This is a genomic window from Paenibacillus sp. FSL H7-0942 (assembly GCF_045040715.1).
GTDB classification, from domain to species: domain Bacteria; phylum Bacillota; class Bacilli; order Paenibacillales; family Paenibacillaceae; genus Paenibacillus; species Paenibacillus amylolyticus.
Map to the genome: position 1 here is coordinate 3,301,756 of NZ_CP150279.1, position 17,919 is coordinate 3,319,674.

At 44.0% G+C, this 17,919-nt stretch carries 16 protein-coding genes; 11 read left to right on the top strand and 5 right to left on the bottom strand.

Annotated features, from left to right (window positions below; translation table 11 throughout):
* Positions 1-199 precede the first annotated feature (199 nt).
* Genes MHI48_RS14825 through glyA form a run of 3 tightly spaced genes read left to right on the top strand, consistent with a single transcriptional unit; the run spans position 200 to position 3,438 of the window.
* A complete protein-coding gene (locus tag MHI48_RS14825; protein WP_076212076.1) occupies positions 200-943 on the top strand; it encodes a YggS family pyridoxal phosphate-dependent enzyme in 744 nt (247 codons plus the stop codon).
* A gap of 19 nt (positions 944-962) precedes the next feature.
* Entirely contained in the window at positions 963-2,168 is a 1,206-nt protein-coding gene (locus MHI48_RS14830; protein ID WP_405144493.1) for a benzoate/H(+) symporter BenE family transporter, read from the top strand.
* Between the two features lie 25 nt (positions 2,169-2,193).
* On the top strand, positions 2,194-3,438 hold the full coding sequence (glyA, locus tag MHI48_RS14835) for a serine hydroxymethyltransferase (RefSeq protein WP_405144495.1): 1,245 nt from the start codon (positions 2,194-2,196) through the stop codon (positions 3,436-3,438).
* A 96-nt stretch (positions 3,439-3,534) separates the two neighbouring features.
* On the opposite strand, the gene MHI48_RS14840 is transcribed toward glyA, so the two are convergent.
* Positions 3,535-4,155 (bottom strand): NAD(P)-dependent oxidoreductase, encoded by a 621-nt coding sequence (locus tag MHI48_RS14840; protein ID WP_405144497.1) that lies wholly within the window; start codon positions 4,153-4,155, stop codon positions 3,535-3,537.
* A gap of 44 nt (positions 4,156-4,199) precedes the next feature.
* Positions 4,200-5,630 carry a PLP-dependent aminotransferase family protein gene (locus MHI48_RS14845; RefSeq protein WP_405144499.1) on the bottom strand — a complete coding sequence of 477 codons (1,431 nt, stop codon included), beginning with the start codon at positions 5,628-5,630 and terminating at the stop codon, positions 4,200-4,202.
* Positions 5,631-5,915: 285 nt separating this feature from the next.
* On the opposite strand from MHI48_RS14845, the gene MHI48_RS14850 reads away from it, so the two are divergent.
* The 4 genes from MHI48_RS14850 (at position 5,916) to MHI48_RS14865 (ending at position 11,020) form a co-directional block, all read left to right on the top strand.
* A complete protein-coding gene (locus MHI48_RS14850; RefSeq protein ID WP_405144501.1) occupies positions 5,916-8,021 on the top strand; it encodes a serine hydrolase domain-containing protein in 2,106 nt (701 codons plus the stop codon).
* 344 nt (positions 8,022-8,365) lie between these two features.
* Positions 8,366-9,811 (top strand): amino acid ABC transporter substrate-binding protein/permease, encoded by a 1,446-nt coding sequence (locus MHI48_RS14855; protein ID WP_340032950.1) that lies wholly within the window; start codon positions 8,366-8,368, stop codon positions 9,809-9,811.
* On the top strand, positions 9,804-10,532 hold the full coding sequence (locus MHI48_RS14860; protein ID WP_076327608.1) for an amino acid ABC transporter ATP-binding protein: 729 nt from the start codon (positions 9,804-9,806) through the stop codon (positions 10,530-10,532). Before MHI48_RS14855 ends, MHI48_RS14860 begins: the two co-directional genes overlap by 8 nt.
* 131 nt (positions 10,533-10,663) lie before the next feature.
* A complete protein-coding gene (locus tag MHI48_RS14865; RefSeq protein WP_405144503.1) occupies positions 10,664-11,020 on the top strand; it encodes a hypothetical protein in 357 nt (118 codons plus the stop codon).
* Positions 11,021-11,078: 58 nt separating this feature from the next.
* Here MHI48_RS14865 and MHI48_RS14870 read toward each other — a convergent pair whose 3' ends face one another.
* The 3 genes from MHI48_RS14870 to MHI48_RS14880 form a co-directional block, all read right to left on the bottom strand.
* Positions 11,079-12,359 (bottom strand): glycoside hydrolase family 27 protein, encoded by a 1,281-nt coding sequence (locus tag MHI48_RS14870; protein WP_405144505.1) that lies wholly within the window; start codon positions 12,357-12,359, stop codon positions 11,079-11,081.
* Positions 12,360-12,467: 108 nt separating this feature from the next.
* Entirely contained in the window at positions 12,468-13,349 is an 882-nt protein-coding gene (locus MHI48_RS14875) for a helix-turn-helix domain-containing protein (protein ID WP_405144507.1), read from the bottom strand.
* Positions 13,350-13,376: 27 nt separating this feature from the next.
* Complete coding sequence (locus MHI48_RS14880) at positions 13,377-13,988, bottom strand: TetR/AcrR family transcriptional regulator (RefSeq protein ID WP_405144509.1); 612 nt, start codon at positions 13,986-13,988, stop codon at positions 13,377-13,379.
* Positions 13,989-14,126: 138 nt separating this feature from the next.
* On the opposite strand from MHI48_RS14880, the gene MHI48_RS14885 reads away from it, so the two are divergent.
* The 4 genes from MHI48_RS14885 (at position 14,127) to MHI48_RS14900 (ending at position 17,840) form a co-directional block, all read left to right on the top strand.
* The gene (locus tag MHI48_RS14885) at positions 14,127-14,888 is read left to right on the top strand and encodes an alpha/beta hydrolase (protein WP_405144511.1); all 762 of its coding nucleotides are present in this window, start codon (positions 14,127-14,129) and stop codon (positions 14,886-14,888) included.
* Between the two features lie 257 nt (positions 14,889-15,145).
* The gene (locus MHI48_RS14890) at positions 15,146-15,580 is read left to right on the top strand and encodes a ribonuclease domain-containing protein (RefSeq protein WP_101313754.1); all 435 of its coding nucleotides are present in this window, start codon (positions 15,146-15,148) and stop codon (positions 15,578-15,580) included.
* 14 nt (positions 15,581-15,594) lie between these two features.
* Positions 15,595-15,870: a barstar family protein gene (locus tag MHI48_RS14895; RefSeq protein WP_076327603.1), complete on the top strand. Its 276-nt coding sequence runs from the start codon at positions 15,595-15,597 to the stop codon at positions 15,868-15,870.
* A 275-nt stretch (positions 15,871-16,145) separates the two neighbouring features.
* Entirely contained in the window at positions 16,146-17,840 is a 1,695-nt protein-coding gene (locus MHI48_RS14900) for an ABC transporter substrate-binding protein (RefSeq protein WP_076327602.1), read from the top strand.
* Positions 17,841-17,919 lie beyond the last annotated feature (79 nt).

Below are 17,919 nucleotides of genomic sequence, written 5' to 3' on the forward strand. Positions count from 1 at the left end.
AAAGCATATTAAAGGAACCCCAATTGAATTAATGTCTACTTTGTCGTTTTGGACTGTTCCAAAATAGCATTTTTGGATATGTATATCCAATCCATGCGTTGCTATACTAGCATGACGTTCCACACAGTCTTCACAATACATAAGGAGGAGCTAATCTCATTGATTCATTCCTGTTCGGAATAGAAAGAAGGTGGCTGACATGAAACATCTAGTAGAAGAAAATCTTCAAGCTGTAAGACAGCAAATGGCATTGGCCTGCCAGGCTTCAGGTCGCAACATAGAGGACATCAAGTTGTTGCTCGCGACCAAAACGGTACCGCTAGAGAAATTACAAATAGCTATTCAAGCAGGTGAGGTCTTGTTTGGAGAAAACAAAGCTCAAGAACTCCGAGACAAATTCCCACTCATGGAACAAAGCAAGCAGGTGGAATGGCATTTTATCGGACATCTGCAAACAAATAAAGTAAAGGACGTAGTTAAATATGTTACTCTCATCCATTCCGTAGATCGTCTGAAACTGGGTCAAGCGTTACATAACCAGCTTCTCAAAGAGAATAAGACCTTAGACATTCTTGTGCAAATTAATACGTCCTACGAAGAAAGTAAATTTGGTGCCTCTCCAGAAACAGCCGTTGAGCTTGTAGAACAGTTGTCTCAATTCGAGACATTAAACGTGAAAGGTCTAATGACGATTGGAAAACTGAATGCGACAAACGAAGAAACACGACATTGTTTTCGATTGTTAAACCAGATCCGTACACAGATTAAAGAGAAAAATATTCCACGCGTAGAAATGGATATTTTATCGATGGGTATGTCTGGTGACTTCCAAGTCGCCATTGAAGAAGGAGCTACAATGATACGTGTAGGGACAAGTGTATTTGGTCAACGCTATTTACCGGACGAGTATTACTGGAATGAAAACACACGCATCGATGATTAAGTGAGAGGTAGTGTTAAATATGAAGACAGCATCCCCTTCGTTACGCGGCCGTGATTTGATATCTCCGGTGATCGCCGCTTTAATATCCGTAATTGTTAATTACGGGGGTACGTTTATCCTTGTTTTTCAAGCTGCAAAAGTGGCTGGTTTAAGCCCGGAAATGACCGCTTCCTGGATTTGGTCCATCTCGATTGGGGTAGGCGTAACGGGAATTTGGCTCAGTTATCGATATAAGGAACCGATTATTACAGCCTGGTCTACACCGGGTGTGGCGTTTCTCGTTTCAGCATTATCGGTAACTCCTTATCCAGAAGCTATTGGCGCTTACATGATTTCAGCAGTCGGATTTATTATTTTAGGTTTGTCAGGCATGTTTGAACGTTTCGTTCGACTTATTCCCCCAGGCATCGCTTCCGGATTGTTAGCTGGTATTTTACTACAGTTTGGTATTTCGGCCTTTGGAGGGGCGAAGGTAGATCCTTTGCTTGTGATTGTACTGTTTGCAGGCTATATCGTGCTAAGAAGGTTTACTTCCCGTTACGCCATTGTTGGCATATTGGCAATCGGTTTGATTTATTTGATATGCATGGGGAAAACAGACTTCAGTACAATCCAATTGGCTGTAGCATCGCCTGTATTTGTTGTTCCAGCGTTTTCGTTAAACGCCTTACTTGGCGTTGCCTTACCGCTGTTCATTATTACCTTGACGGGGCAGTATATGCCCGGAATGCTTGTTCTGCGTAATGATGGATTCAAGACAAGTGCCAATCCTATTTTAGCTGTAACAGGTTTGGGTTCGCTTCTTGCAGCCCCATTCGGATCACATGCTTTTAATGTGGCAGCTATTACAGCAGCGATTTGTACAGGAAAGGATGCACATGAGGATTCAACCAAACGTTATATTGCAGGTATTGCTTGTGGTGTTTTTTATATTTTTGTCGGCATTTTTGGCGTAACATTGGCTGCTCTGTTTTTGATTCTTCCTGCTACCTTTATTGCAACATTAGCGGGATTAGCCTTACTTGGAACGATCGGTGGCAGTCTTGCCAATGCATTAACGGACCCTAAGGGACGTGAAACTGCATTGATTACGTTTTTGGCGACAGCAGCGAATGTGACTTTGCTTGGTGTGGGTGGTGCATTTTGGGGACTGTTTGCAGGAATGATGGCACATCTACTGATGAATAGTAAATTTCCCAAAAAACAACTTGGAACGAATAAATAACCGTAATATGGAGAGGAAGATGTTCATGAAACATTTGGAGAAGCAAGATAAAGTAATAGGAATGGCTGTCCAGCAAGAGCTTGGAAGGCAGCGGGATAAGATAGAACTGATTGCATCAGAGAATTTTGTAAGTCAAGCTGTGATGGAAGCAACAGGTTCGGTATTGACCAATAAATATGCGGAGGGGTATCCGGGCAGAAGATATTATGGCGGGTGTGAGCATGTCGATACAGTCGAAGAGATAGCAAATAGCCGCCTTAAAGCACTTTTTGGCGCTGAACATACGAATGTGCAGCCTCACTCCGGTTCTCAGGCCAACATGGCAGTATATTTTGCCTCGGTTGAGATTGGGGACACAATACTTGGCATGAATCTATCCCAGGGTGGTCATCTAACACACGGAAGTACTGTTAATTTTTCAGGTAGGTTTTACAATTTTGTTTCATATGGTGTCGATGCACAGACGGGCCGCATTGACTTTGACGAAGTACGTAAACTTGCTTATAAGTATCGTCCACGCATGATTGTTGCAGGTGGAAGTGCATACCCGCGGACCATTGAGTTTGAATTATTTGCCCAGATTGCCGCCGAAGTGGGAGCTCTTTTCTTTGTAGATATGGCGCATATAGCAGGAATTGTTGCGGCAGGTTTGCATCCTAACCCGGTACCACATGCCCATTTTGTTTCAACCACCACACACAAGACCTTACGAGGACCACGAGGGGGAGCCATTTTGTGCCGGGAGTCCTGGGCAAAGGCGATAGACAAAGCTGTATTCCCGGGGACTCAGGGCGGGCCATTCATGCACGTTATCGCGGGGAAAGCGGTGGCATTAGGCGAGGCATTGCAAACCGAGTTCACAACATATATTGAAGGTGTTCTGAATAACGCCAACGTATTGGCAGAAACTTTAATGAATGAAGGACTTACCCTTGTATCGGGAGGAACAGATAATCATATCGTGTTGGTTGACTTACGGACTATGGGCCTTACAGGCAAAGAAGCCGAAGCTTTACTGGATGAAGTAGGGATTACGGCGAATAAAAATGCAATTCCTCACGATACGGCAAGTCCTTTGGTTACAAGCGGTATTCGTTTTGGAACTCCGGCTATGACTTCAAGAGGGCTTGGAGCCAGGGAAATGAAAGAAATTGCTCAGCTGATAGGGCTTGCTTTTAAAAATCCAAAGAACTCGGATGTGAAAAATCAAATATTAGGTAGTGTCCGTGAAATCACTTCGCAATTTCCTCTATATGAAGGGCTTAAATAGCTCAACAGCAGACACAAATAGAGCCTGCAATTGTTCCTAATGGATAACAATTGCAGGCTCGTAATGTGCTTGTTTATATTGAAACTTAAGACAGCCCTAGTAGGCTATACCTACACGAGACTGTACATACTCATCAGACATTAATTGCTGATAAGCAAACTCCGCAGTATCGATTACAGATATAGAAGTTCCACCGTCAGGCAAATAGTCGCGTTCAACCCGGTACTTACCAAGAGATTCTCCATCAAATAAGTAGGTAGGACACACGATGGTCCATTCTAACTCTGAAGCCTTCAGAATGTTGTACATCTCCAGATGCTCTTCAGCTGCTCGCGTGGACTTACGTTTGGACTCAGGGGATTGAAAACGAAGCAAGCCAGGATCCGTTCGACTTTCCAATATTCCTGCTGTACCAATGGTAATGATTCTTTTGATACGCTCCTGAGCCATAACCTCAACAATATGTCCCATGGATTGCGATAATGTAGTTGTTCCATCGGTACTTAAGGAACTAACAACGAGATCCACACCCTGTATGGCGTGATGAATATCTTCTTTGACTAAAGCGTTTCCTTGATGTAGAACGAAATTGTCATCGTTGATTTGTACCTTTTCCGGGCTTCTAACCAGTGCAGTTACATGATGATTGGAACGTAGGGCATGAGAGACGAAATGACTTCCAACTCGTCCGGTGGCCCCTAACACTAAAATTTTCATTACAAAAAACATCCTTTCGAATCCGATTGGAGAGCATGTCTCCATCATAATACAATCTTTGCAAGTCGATGTATGCCTTCCTCAATCTGCTCCTCATCCACTTTCGCAAAACCTAATATCCATCCTTTTCGATGACTCTCCAAGCAATATTTACTAAGCGGATACACGCGTACACCTTGATCAAGGGCAGCATTTGTCAGCGCTTCTTCGTCAAATGACGTTTCAGATTCTAGAAGCATATGTAATCCCGTTTCCACACCACTTAATGTAAATCGTGAGCCTAACCCAGAAGCAACAATGGCTTTGGTCATAACTTCGTGTCTGCGTCGATATATGTTCCGAACTCTTCTCATATGGCGCATAAAATGACCACGCTCAATAAAATGAGTTAGCGTTAATTGTTCCATAATCGGCAGATGACGATAGGTTAATTCATGGACTTGGGTAAGGCGATCGATGGCTATTTTGGGGCCGATGATAGCGGATAGTCGAATGCCAGGTGCAACCATTTTGGAAAAACTCATCATATAAAGCGTATTCTGAGGTTGCTGACTAAATATAGTTGGAAGTGGATCTCCACGGTACCTAAATTCGCTATCGTAGTCATCCTCAACAATCCAATATCGATGATGAGCTGCCAAGTGCATCAATTGTTGCCTGCGTGGCTCCGACATAATAACACCAACGGCGCATTGATGAGAAGGTGTGACAAATACGAGTTTCGTCTGTGGGTGAATATGATCTACACATAATCCATACTCATCAACCGGAACGGGATCGACTTGCATCCGGCGGTATTTCATCGCCATCCAAGCGGCAGGGAAGCCGGGATCTTCAACCGAAACTCTGTCTCCCTCACTTAAGAGAGCCTGGGCAATTAAATCAATGCTATGTTGTGCACCTGAGGTTAACAAGATTTGATCAACATCGATATGAATGCCTCGTTCAAGTGACAAGTAACGTTGAATCTGCTCTCTTAACGCCAATAACCCTCTGGCATCGCCATAAGCCCAAAGATCTAGATTGGGTTCAGTAGAAGCTTGTAAAAAGGATTGCCTCCAGGCTTTTGTGAAACTTTCATCCAGATAAGGCTCGTGGGGATTAAAATCAATTTCTATTTTGCGATTGTCTCTATTGCCAAACCAACTATGCAGATGACCAATCGATTCGTTTAGTGTAGGCAGATCGGGCGGAATAGGCCCTTGCATCGTGATGCCTTCTGATGAACGAGGTGCATATGTCCAATCACTAACCCTTGTTCCGGCCCGACGGGAAGTTACCGTATACCCTCGGCTGAATAATTCCTCGTACACAATCTGTATGGTTGAGCGTGAAACACCAATTAATTGAGCAAGTTCACGTGATGGAAGCAGCAATTCGCCTGGTTGCCATTTCCCGGTTGTGATATTATGAATCGCTTGATCCAAAAGTTGCTGCCAGATCGGGCGTTGGTCATTCCGATTAACTTTTAGCATTGCTTCAACTCCATTACTCATGCTGAATTATGGACTGCATTTATTTATGAACTTAGCCATTTTATTGGCACTCCATTGATTGATATACCATTATAGCAAAAGTTTAATTTGCAAACAAAACAAAGCTGGACTAAAGCGATTTTTACCGTGTGTCTAACTTATTTCGGTCGGTCCTGCTTGGTTCATACTCGATTCATATTCAAGCCACAGACAGTTCATCTTCTTCGGTTACACTACGGGAGTACAAACACAGAGATTCCCAATCCATAGACTAGACAGGAGAAGATGAGATTGACACGAAAGAAACGAACGTCTATCGCCGCCATAACTTTGGTGTTTGCAATGATGTCCCCAATGTCGGCCATGGCCACACCCGCTAGCAGTAACGGTAGTAGCTCTACGTATGATCTAACTAAAAAGGCAGTAAGTGCAAAGGCCAAGGTACTCACTGAATCATACGCTACGACAAGTGTGCAGTACGCACTGATGGATGAGGGTGAGATTGTGATCTCCGGTCAGGCAGGCAAAAGCGACCTGAAAAACAACATCCCGCTTTCTTCAGATACCATGTATGGTATTGGTTCAACCAGCAAAATGATGCTCACAACCGCCGTAATGAAGCTAGTGGACCAGGGCAAGATCAATCTTGATGAGCCTGTCGTGAAGTATATTCCGGACTTTAAAATGAAAGACAAGCGTTACCAACAGATTACACCACGCATGTTACTGAATCATTCATCCGGACTTCTAGGAACGTCAAGTAACAGTGCAATACTGTTTGGAGATAATGATACCTATGCACATGATACGTTACTGGAACAATTGGCGACGCAACATCTGAAGGCCGATCCTGGCGCATACTCGGTGTATAGTAATGACGGTTTTACATTAGCTGAGATTCTGGTTGAGCGGGTCAGCGGCATGGACTTCACAACTTTCATGCACCGGTACATAACTGAACCCCTTGGTATGGAGCATACCAAAACACCGCAGGATATTGTGGACTTTAGCCAGATGGCAGCAACATATGCCCCTTCGCATGAGGAGCAACTCCCATTAGAGACTACAAATATGATTGCCTCGGGAGGCATCTATTCTACCGCTGAAGATCTGGTTCAGTTCTCGAAAATCTTTACAGGTGAGGTTGAAGGTGTTCTTTCGGAGGAATCCGTAGAGGCCATGGAGCAAGAAGAATACAAGAGAGGCATGTGGCCAGAAGAAGGCGATTCTTCTATTGGTTACGGCTTAGGCTGGGACAGCGTGAACCTGTTTCCTTTTAATGATTACGGCATCCAGGCAGTAAGCAAAGGTGGCAATACAATTACCTATCATTCCTCATTGATTGTACTTCCGGAGTACAATATGGCTGCTGCCGTAACCTCTTCGGGTGGTCATAGTTCAACGGATCAATTGCTGGCAACTGAGCTGTTGCTTAGTGCGCTTGAGGAGAAGAATATCATTCCAGAGCGTAAACCGGAGAAGTCACATGATGCACCGGTGAAAACAACCATGCCGAAGGAACTTACACAGCACACAGGCATGTACGCGGGTGGGGCAAACATGTTAATGAAGATGGACGTAAAAGATGATGGGCAATTAACGCTATCTAATCTGTCGACTCCTAACAGTCCTGATCAGACCTATACGTACACCCCTGATGGCTCATTTGTTAATGATGCGGCTACGGAAAAGCTGAAGTTCGTTCAGGAAGTCAACGGGAACACATATTTGTGGTCTCGCTCGTATCAGTCTGTTCCTGGGCTTGGGCAAGTTGCTTCCTCTGAATATAAGGCAGAAAAGCTTGAAACCAATGAATTGTCGGAAGAAGTAAAGGCCGCATGGCAGAAACGGGTAGGCAAAGCCTACGTGTTGGTCAATGAAAAATACACATCAACACTGTACAACACAGCCATGCCGATGATTCCCATTCATACTTTTAACGAGCTGCCTGGTTATATCTACACCAACAAAATTATCGGAGCTAACCAAGCTGTGAACCAATTGCAAATTCCTGGATTAGCGGGCCGTGACACGATGGAGTTTAATTTCTATGAGGAAAATGGCGTGGAATACGTTACAGCTGGAGGCAACGTTTATGCTGCTCAAGATATTATAAAACCGATCTATGCGGGGAAACAATCAAAAACAACCATTCAAGCGAATGGTCATGCCACATGGTATTCGATTCCAGCATCAGCTGCAGGTAAAGAAATGAAGGTCAAGATGTCTGCAAACAGCGCATTTGCTGTATATAACCAAGCTGGCATAGGCATTAATCATACAGTGGTCAGTGGACAAAACGAAATTGTGTTGCCTGAGAACGGAACTATTGTATTCGCGGGTGAAGCTGGTTCGAAGTTCGAGATTGTATTGACAACCAGAGCAAATTAATAGATTATAAAAAACTGTACAATAAAAAGTCGCGGAAATCGCGGCTTTTTTTGAGTTTTAAATTTTAAATAATACGTTTTAAAGTAAATGTACCTTTTTTCCGATTCACAATGTAATATTGGGTTTCGCGAAGCTTACCTAAAGGGTAAGTATTAAAAGGACTTTTACTGGTTGGAAAAAAATGATGGAGGAAAATGTTGCAAGTGGAAAGGCAAAGCATTGATTGTTAATATACAGTAAATAATAACAATCAAATGGGCAGAAGATCGACAATAAGCATAACCGTAATACCGATTCCAAAGAAAATAATGATTATTCGGACAATACCGAGACGGGGAGGACACATGAAAACAACGAAGATCTCATTTTTTATACTTTCACTGATGCTGCTCCTGGTGAGCGGTCTATCGGGATGGGTAGGGAACGCTGCTGCAGCGTCCGATTCCGGTAAAACCTATGTTATCGGAACTGATGTCACATTTGCTCCATTCGAATATGAAGATGAGAATGGTGATTTTGTTGGTATCGACATGGATTTGCTGGATGCCATCGCCAAAGATCAAAATTTCAAGTATCAAATCAAATCCCTGGGATTTAACGCAGCTGTACAGGCACTTGAGGCGAATCAAGTCGATGGTGTAATCGCAGGGATGAGTATTACGGATGAGCGAAAAGCAAAATTTGATTTTTCAGAGCCATATTATGATTCAGGCGTTGTTATGGGGATTAGTTCCAATAATGATACCATTAAAAGTTACGAAGATCTTCGTGGTAAAAAGGTCGCTGTAAAAACGGGAACAGAAGGGTACAGCTTTGCTGAGTCCATCGCCTCAAAATATGGCTTTACCGTTGTTCCATTCGATGAATCATATCAAATGTATGATGATGTAAAGACCGGTAATTCGGTGGCCTGTTTTGAAGATGAACCCGTTCTAAGATATGGGGTAAAGCAGAATAATGGTTTGAAAATCGTTACCGCCAAAGAAGACGGGGCTTCCTACGGATTTGCGGTAAGTAAGGGTAAAAATCAGGAACTTCTGGAGATGTTCAATGCTGGTCTTGTGAATATCAAAGCAAACGGTGAGTACAAGCGCATTATCGAAGAATATGTTGGAGAGAATTCCCAAGTCGCAAATCTGGGGCGTTGGGAGTTAATACAGAAATCTCTTCCTGCACTTTTTAAAGGTCTGGGAAAAACACTTTTATACACGATTGTATCCCTGTTCTTCGCGTTTATCATCGGTCTGATTTTCGGATTCATGAAGGTGGGACAGAACAAATTCCTTCGAGTTGTTGCCACCGTATTTGTGGATATCTTCCGCGGTATTCCGCTGATTGTCCTGGCATTCTTTATCTATTTCGGGATTCCACAGGCGATGGGCTTCACGATGCCATTGTTCCTGGCGGCTATTCTGACACTTAGTCTGAATGCAGGGGCGTACGTAACCGAGATTATCCGAGGCGGGATTCAATCGATTGATCGTGGTCAGATGGAAGCTGCCCGTTCATTGGGCATTCCTTATCGCAAAGCGATGATAAAGATCGTTATTCCGCAGGCAGTGCGGGTTATGATTCCGTCCTTCATTAACCAGATGGTTATCACGTTGAAGGATACGTCAATCTTATCCGTTATTGGTCTCGTAGAGTTGACACAATCGGGTAAAATTGTTATTGCAAGAACGTTCTCCTCTTTTGACATATGGTTAACGGTTGCGGTTATGTACCTGATTGTCATTATCACATTGACCAAAATTGCTGATTATCTGGAGGTGAAGGTTCGTCGTGGCTAAAATAAAAGTTGAAGGTTTGAAGAAAAGTTTCGGCTCGAATCAGGTCCTCAAGGGAATTGATGTGGCGGTCAACGAAGGAGAAGTTGTCTGTGTCATCGGGCCTTCCGGTTCGGGAAAAAGTACCTTCTTGCGCTGCATTAACCAATTAGATGTGATTACGGCAGGCCGGGTTATTGTGGATGATCAGGATCTGAATGACCCTAAAACGAACCTGAACAAAGCTCGCGAAAATATTGGCATGGTATTTCAACATTTTAACTTGTTCCCTCATTTTAGTGTACTTAAAAACATCATGTTTGCGCCCAGAGAACTCGGGATATTAAATGCACAGCAGGCGCGTGATACAGCACTCAAATTACTTGAGCGTGTGGGCTTGTCTGATAAAGCAGATAGCTTCCCAACACAATTGTCAGGTGGACAAAAGCAACGGGTTGCTATCGCTCGTGCGCTTGCTATGAATCCGGATGTTATGTTATTTGATGAACCGACGTCGGCGCTTGACCCTGAGATGGTAGGAGAAGTCCTCGGTGTTATGAAGGACCTCGCGAGCGAAGGCATGACGATGATGATTGTTACCCATGAGATGGGTTTTGCTCGTGAAGTAGCTGATCGTGTGATCTTCATGGACGGTGGTTATATTGTTGAGCAGGGCACTCCTGAAGAGATATTTGGAAATCCGAAGAATGAGCGGACGATCAGCTTTTTGGAGAAGGTACTCTAGCACTGAATCAAACAATTGATACAGGTAATACATTGAAAGTCGCTATTTAAGCGGCTTTTTTTGTTATATTTGTGAGGTGATTTAATAGAAAGACGGATCAAACTAAGCCAAGAAAGAGAGGTCAGTACTCTATGGAAAACGTGTCACAAGAAGATCAACTGCAATCCATCAAAGCCTTTCAATCAACGATCCGCAAATCGGAAAATGCCTTAGTGAATATGACTGAGAAAAGGAATAACACGACATTGTTACAGAAACGTCTCCAAGCTTTATACATCGGCCTAGCAGTACTGGAAAAACACTGGAATCAAAAAGCTCATTCATACACCAAGGAAGATATAACAGAAGCCCGCCTTGTCTTGATGGGATTGTTTCCATCCCTTGAGAACATGTATGCCAAGTCCAAAGAAGGTAGCCCGCAAAAGACTCTTCTGGAAAGAAGGATTAAAGCATTTCATCTGGCCGTTCAAGCCATGGATACATACTGATGAAATGAGAGAGAGGTCTGTCTAATGAACGACAGACCTCTCTTTTTCTTTTGCAAGCTTAGGAAAACCGATAGAGACGCACACCGTGCACAGGTACAGTAGTAACTAAGGAATTCTCTGTTAATTGAGCTGCTTCTTGGCTCCACAATTCGGTACCTTCGGTAATGCCGAACAGTCCGACCTCATCAATGGACAGATCCACAGGTAGAGCATTCTCGCCGATGTTGAACACAGCGACGTAAGAGGAACCATCCGTATGCTGGGCAGTCCACACAATAAGATCTTCTTTGCGTAAGGCTTCTCTGGCTCCGTAACTCTCGCGATGCATTCGCAGAACCTCACGATTAGTTAGCAGGGATAGTGTCCAGTCATCGTTATCTCGCAGTTCACCACCAAAGATGAGCGGGGAACGGAAGATGCTCCACAGTGACATCATCGTCAATTGCTCGTCAGGCGTGAACCGAGTCCAGCGATCTGCTCCACCACCGTCTACAGAACGGATACCGATATGACCCAAAGGCAACATATCACAGTCTGGCCAGCAGCCTGCTTTGGGAACGCTCTGCCACGTCCGGCAGCGGTCGAACATATCCAATAACAGTGGCCAGAGGTCCCAGAAGTCGTCCGTGACACGCCACATGTTGGCATGATCAGCCAAGAATTCTGAGTATTCTACTGGAGCAGGGCCAGGAGAGAGACTTAGTACCATGGGCCGACCGGAGCGCTCAATCGCTTTGGATATCATTTCGATCTCAGGTTGATGGGTGTCATAGAGCCTTGAAGCAGCAATATCGTCAACCTTCACCAAGTCAACGCCCCATTGTGCATACAGTTCAAAAAGCGAATCGTAGTAGGCTTGTGCGCCTTCTTTTGAGCTATCAACACCATACATATCTGTATTCCACGGACAGATGGAGTTCGGATGAGCAATATCGTTCGCAGTGGCGGTTGTACCCAGAATCGGAGTAGCCGCATGTGCAGCTTGACGTGGAATACCGCGCATGATGTGAATGCCGAATTGCAGCCCCAGACTATGAACGTAGTCGGCTAATGGCTTGAATCCCTGTCCACCTGCAGCGGAGGGAAACCGATTCTCGGCAGGCATAAGCCGCGAATATTCATCCATGATGAGTGGAACGAACGGACGATATTGCGAAGAATTGGCCAAAGGCTCGTACCATTGAATGTCCACCGTAATATAGCTCCAGCCGAAGTCTTTAAGATGTTCTGCCATGTACTCGGCGTTGCCACGAACTTCGTCTTCCGTAACGGCTGCGCCGTAACAATCCCAGCTGTTCCAGCCAAGCGGTGGAGTTGATGCTGTAAGTGTATGATTCATGGGAATGCTCCTTTATGGATTAATTATTGCTCTCGCTCAATTCATCATAATAAAGGATTTTATTAATATCTACAGTAATGTTGAGTGTCGAATAGCAAAATATTGCGGTTAGTCGAAAAACAATTTACGGTACACAAGGCTTTCTCCGCCACTGCGAAATTCACCTGGCGTAACGCCTGTTATGCTGCGAAAGGCTTTGATAAAATAACTTCCGCTGGAATACCCGACTTGCTCGGCGATGACTTCAATGCTAAGAGAAGTTCCGCGCAGCAGTTCCATTGCTTTCTCGGTACGTACACGGGTTAGATAAGCACCAGGCGTCAAGCCCGTACTGGAGGAAAAGCGACGTATAAAGTGATATTTGGAAAGGGAAACATGCTCCGCTAGGTGATCGATACTGATCATCTTGGAGTAGTTGTTTTCTATGTATTCAACGGCTATTTGAATGTTTTCAGACCAATTCTCCCTGTTGTGCAATGTTGTTTTCTGCAATCGAGTCAATTCTGTCATGAACTGATATACGCTGGATGATGCGATCAGAGGATCAGTGATTCTGCCTGCCGCCGCATCAGTCACGATCATCCGCAACAGTCGGATGGGTGTACAATCAGCGGGAAGATAGGGAACTTCTCCCGCTTCACGAAGAAATTTTCTCCAATGGGGCAGAATAAGAGTGGGCCTGAACAGCAGGAACAGAAACTCCCAAGGTTCTTTTGATGCTGAATGGTAGTAATAGCGATGTTGCCCTGGAATTTCTGCCAAAAAAGCTTGTCCTGCGGTAACATGATGAATGCGATTATTCGACTCAAACACACCTTCACCCGAGATTGTATATTGGAATAACAGGAGAGGCCCGTCCGAACGTTCGAGTCCATCCCAATGATAAGAAGGATCGGTTATTGAATCACACCCAGCCGCATACAGTACACACAGTTGGAGCTCCTTGTCTTCCGCAAATCGAAACCCATAGGTTCCTTTAGGGATATTCATGTCAGCTCTCCTTGTTGCCCTGAATTTTTACTGCGCTCCGCGAATGAAAATATCTACTAGCTTTTGGCCCAATGAAAGATTGGAACCATATTTATGCAGGTTATCTTCCCGGTTACCCATTAACATCAATGTCGAGAAAGTCTCTGCGAGGAAAAATGGATCGTCCGTTCGCAGTCTGTTTTCATCCATTGCCCGTTGGAAATGGGAGGCTAACACTTCGTGAATCTGATGCTCCGCGTTGCGTATATCCTGAATTTGAGCTGGTTCAAGAAAAGGCTCAGCTTCTCTGAGCATGGTTTCAATCTCCGCATGTGGATTGCCCAGTCTGGCCTCTGCCAATCGCACAAGCCCCGACTCCAGATTCTCGGCCTGATCAAGGATATGCGAGGTTAAACGGCTCACATTGTGTAACATCGTTGTAAAGGCAACCTTAAAAAGCTCTGGTTTGCTGGTGAAATGATAATAAATGGTTGGTTTTGATACACTACATGTTTTGCCAATCTGCTGAAGCGTGACTGTTTCGTAGCCATACTCCATGAATAACTGTGAAGCAGTTTGAATAATGGTTTGCTGAATTGAGATATCGTCGTTTCCATGTTTGGGTCTTCCAGGCAATCGTTTGGGTGATTTTTCTGTCATTGGACTTCCCTCCATGAATATTTTATGACAAATAACGATAGTAAGCAAAATCATCTTGTAATTATACTTACCGGTAAGTATAATTATGAAGAGTTAAAAAAGGCATATCATTATCCTCATACTAAGGTGGTTTTAAGGTTGAAAACAGCACAACGTACTAACAAATGGAAGAAAATAATTATGTGGACCATCTTGTCCATTGTTATCATCGTGGCCGGCGTTTACGTATATCTCAATTCGGTTACGTATAGTCCGACTGAGCGAGCTGAAACGGCGATGACAAGTGATGCTCAGGTTATTGTCGCCAAGATTAAGGACGGTTACCGATTTGAACCCGTGGGTACAGAGATAACCAAACCGAATATTATTTTTTATCCAGGTGGTCTGGTTGAACCTGAAAGTTATTCTCCACTTGCCAGAGAAATGGCAGAACAGGGTCACCGCGTATATATCGCGAACATGCCAATAAACTTGGCGATTTTCGGTCAGAACAAGGCTGATTCCTTTATCGAGGAACATCCTGACGAAGCGTTTGTTATTGGTGGCCATTCGTTGGGAGGGTCATTTGCATCACGGTATGCTACGGAGCACAATGAGAAGTTGGAAGGAGTCTTTTTCTTGGCTTCTTATGCAGATGAAGGGGGGAGCGTTAAGAATACGGACTTGTCTATCTTACAGATTACAGGCTCGGATGACGGAGTGCTTAACTGGGAAGACTGGGAGAACTCCAAAGCAAATCTTCCGGAAGACACGACATATGTGAGTATTGAGGGTGGAAATCACGGTCAATTTGGCTCATACGGCATGCAAAAAGGAGATAATCAACCTGCCATTACGGAAGATAAGCAGTTGGAAGAGGTAGTTATAGCCCTAGAGAACTGGATGGGTAAATTAAAATAATGTATTAAATGAATGTATTGAATGGTAATGATCGTGGTACGATTAAAGTCGCTATTTTAGCGGCTTTTTTTATTGTAGAATAAAAATATTGCTTCAATGGAGCAGGGTAACAGCTTTAATTGATTGAATTTCAACTCCATAATAGGCTTACAGAATTGCTTTAATTACCACAAATCGTTAACATTAGAAGCATTGTCATCGAAATAGCACCAAAACGGAAGACAGCAAGAGCAAGAACATCAAAAGGAGAAAAGATTATGTTTTTCAGAAAATTTGCTTACACGTTAGTGATCATCCTCGCTGCATTATTGTTCTCAGGTTGTACGTCAGAGTCTTTGCGTGATCTCGGATCACCTCAAGTTTCGGAGGATATGGGATTTGATGAGGTTGCCAATTATATCTCGGAACACAATGAACTCCCACCAAATTACATTACCAAGAAAGAGGCCAGAGATCTGGGATGGGAACCAAGCGAAGGTAACCTGCGAGAAGTTGCTCCAGGAAAAAGCATCGGCGGCGACGTGTTCAGGAACCGGGAAGGATTACTCCCCAACAAAAAAGGCCGGATCTGGTACGAAGCCGATATAAATTACTCAGGAGGACGGCGCGGAAGCGACCGAATTCTATACTCGAATGACGGTCTAATCTACCAGACGACAGATCATTACAAGTCATTTGAACAGTTAAAATAAACGGAGGAAATGATATGAGCATCATTCAGATTAACGGAAACGACTTTCACAGCAAGGAAGAGCTTCATCAAATTTTGCAGAACCAGCTTGAGTTAGACGAGAGTTATGGAGGCAATTTGGACGCACTATGGGATGTCTTAACTGGGGCTGTAAGCATGCCGCTTACTTTTCAATGGATTGGCTTCGAGAAAAGTAAAGAAATTCTTGGAGAATACGCTGATCAAGTCATGGAATTGTTGCGGGAAGTTGAAGCAGAAATCCAAGGATTTACGTTAGAACTATATTATTGAAAAGTAGGTTTGGCTTTATGAGGCGATGGGCAACCATCGCTTTTTTGGTCTTCACATTTTTACTGAGACTCATGTCTAGATCATGCTATTTTCATGGCTTAATAATCAAGGTTGGGGTGATTAGACTTCCTTATACTTTAAACATGGAATAGGGTAGGCAGGATTGTAGTCGTTTACTAACGGTTGAATATGTAAGCGTATACTATCTCAAAGTGAACCATCGTAATGTCTGGATTGGTTATTACGACTAACATCATTTAGGGGGCAGAAAAATAATGAGAGCCGTATCAAAAGTGCTAGGAGCATGTCTCGTAACAAGTGTTGTGTTAGCTTCCGCCGGTTGCGGAAATGCTGGAGAGAATTCCGAATCAAATACGAGTGACCCCAACAGCCCGATCACATTTACCTTCTTCGGCGCAGATGCAAGTCCCAACTGGAACAAAATGCAGGATGCGGTAGGGAAAAAAATTACGGAAGAAACCGGTGTAAGCATTGATGCTGAATTCGATATTTCGAGCGGAGGCGGAAACGACCGTATTTCCTTGATGGCTGCAAGCGGTGATTATCCGGATTTGATTTTCCCCAAAGGTAACTTGACCAGACTCGTTGATGCCGGGGCAATGATTGATCTGACGGATCTGATCGAAGAACACGCCCCCAACTTGAAAAAGATCTACGGTGAGCACTTCAATCGGTTGAAATACAGCAATGACGATCCTTCAATCTATTGGATTCCAACGAATGGTGCGATCGATCAGGTCAGCTTTGATGCGACGAATGGTACTGCCATTCAACATCGTGTAGTCAAGGAACTCGGATATCCTGAGATCAAAACCTTAAACGATTTCGAAAATGTGCTACGTGAATATTACGAGAAACATCCGACCACAGATGAGGGGCAACCCACAATTCCGCTGACGCTTAGTGCAGATGGATGGCGGCGAATGATCACTGTTACTGATCCCGCTGTCATGTCTACTGGAGGACCTGGAGATGGTGAATATTTCATCAATCCGGATACCTACGAAGCCGTTCTGCATTACAAACGTCCCGAGGAGAAAGAATATTTCCGTTGGTTGAACAAGATGTACAATGAAGGCTTGCTGGACAAGGACAGTTTTGTTCAGAAGGATGACCAGTATAAGTCCAAAATCGCCAGTGGTCGCGTGTTATCCTTGCTTGATCCAAGCTGGGGATTCAGTGATGCGGAAAATGCTTTGAAAAGCGCAGGAAAAGATGATATGACCTACGGATTCTATCCGGTCACGCTAGATGACAGTTTTCAGCGGAAAGACTTCCAGAATATCGGCTTTGATGGTTATGGCATTGGCATAACAGTCGATTGTGAAGATCCTGTCCGTGCCATCAAATTTTTGGATTGGATGTCTTCTGAAGAAGGGCAAGTATTGAGAAACTGGGGCGTTGAAGGCGAGCAATATAATGTGGAAGACGGTGTTCGCACCATCCCGGCCGATGTACAGGAACGTAAAAACAAAGAAAATAACACATTCACCAAAGAAACTGGAGTAGGCTTGTATTACATTTTTGGTGCTCACTACGGGGATGGCGTCAAAGATTCAACGGATAACTATTATACAACGAATTATCCTGAACAGATTCAGCAAAGTTATTCCGATGAGGAAAAAGAAGCTTTGAAAGGTTATGGCATCACCACATGGAAGGACTTGTTCCCTTCCGAAGAGGAGTTTCCGGTGAAAGAGTGGGGCGCGGCTTACAATATGCCGATTCCTTCGGATAGCGGGGATTATAACGTTGTGTACCAGAAAACGCAGGATATTATTCAGAAACGGATCGCCGAAGCGATTACATCCTCTCCGAGTGCCTTTGAAGACATATACGACAATATGATTACCGAACTTGATAATGCAGGTGCAGTAGCCATGGAACAGCAGTATACGGAGTGGATTAAAGATCGCGTTCGATTGTGGACGGGGAAAGAGATCAATTAACTTACGGATATAATTACAATAATGCATTGTTTGCAGATCCGAAGTATATCAAGAACTAAAAGAACATCGAGCCATGCAG

Excerpts from the sequence above, each read along its gene's own strand:
- MHI48_RS14895 (WP_076327603.1), top strand. The coding sequence starts at position 15,595 with ATGAGCATCATTCAGATTAACGGAAACGACTTTCACAGCAAGGAAGAG.
- glyA (WP_405144495.1), top strand. The coding sequence starts at position 2,194 with ATGAAACATTTGGAGAAGCAAGATAAAGTAATAGGAATGGCTGTCCAG.
- MHI48_RS14845 (WP_405144499.1), bottom strand. The coding sequence starts at position 5,630 with ATGCTAAAAGTTAATCGGAATGACCAACGCCCGATCTGGCAGCAACTT.
- MHI48_RS14840 (WP_405144497.1), bottom strand. The coding sequence starts at position 4,155 with ATGAAAATTTTAGTGTTAGGGGCCACCGGACGAGTTGGAAGTCATTTC.
- MHI48_RS14855 (WP_340032950.1), top strand. The coding sequence starts at position 8,366 with ATGAAAACAACGAAGATCTCATTTTTTATACTTTCACTGATGCTGCTC.
- MHI48_RS14825 (WP_076212076.1), top strand. The coding sequence starts at position 200 with ATGAAACATCTAGTAGAAGAAAATCTTCAAGCTGTAAGACAGCAAATG.
- MHI48_RS14900 (WP_076327602.1), top strand. The coding sequence starts at position 16,146 with ATGAGAGCCGTATCAAAAGTGCTAGGAGCATGTCTCGTAACAAGTGTT.
- MHI48_RS14865 (WP_405144503.1), top strand. The coding sequence starts at position 10,664 with ATGGAAAACGTGTCACAAGAAGATCAACTGCAATCCATCAAAGCCTTT.
- MHI48_RS14850 (WP_405144501.1), top strand. The coding sequence starts at position 5,916 with ATGAGATTGACACGAAAGAAACGAACGTCTATCGCCGCCATAACTTTG.
- MHI48_RS14875 (WP_405144507.1), bottom strand. The coding sequence starts at position 13,349 with ATGAATATCCCTAAAGGAACCTATGGGTTTCGATTTGCGGAAGACAAG.
- MHI48_RS14830 (WP_405144493.1), top strand. The coding sequence starts at position 963 with ATGAAGACAGCATCCCCTTCGTTACGCGGCCGTGATTTGATATCTCCG.
- MHI48_RS14880 (WP_405144509.1), bottom strand. The coding sequence starts at position 13,988 with ATGACAGAAAAATCACCCAAACGATTGCCTGGAAGACCCAAACATGGA.
- MHI48_RS14870 (WP_405144505.1), bottom strand. The coding sequence starts at position 12,359 with ATGAATCATACACTTACAGCATCAACTCCACCGCTTGGCTGGAACAGC.
- MHI48_RS14890 (WP_101313754.1), top strand. The coding sequence starts at position 15,146 with ATGTTTTTCAGAAAATTTGCTTACACGTTAGTGATCATCCTCGCTGCA.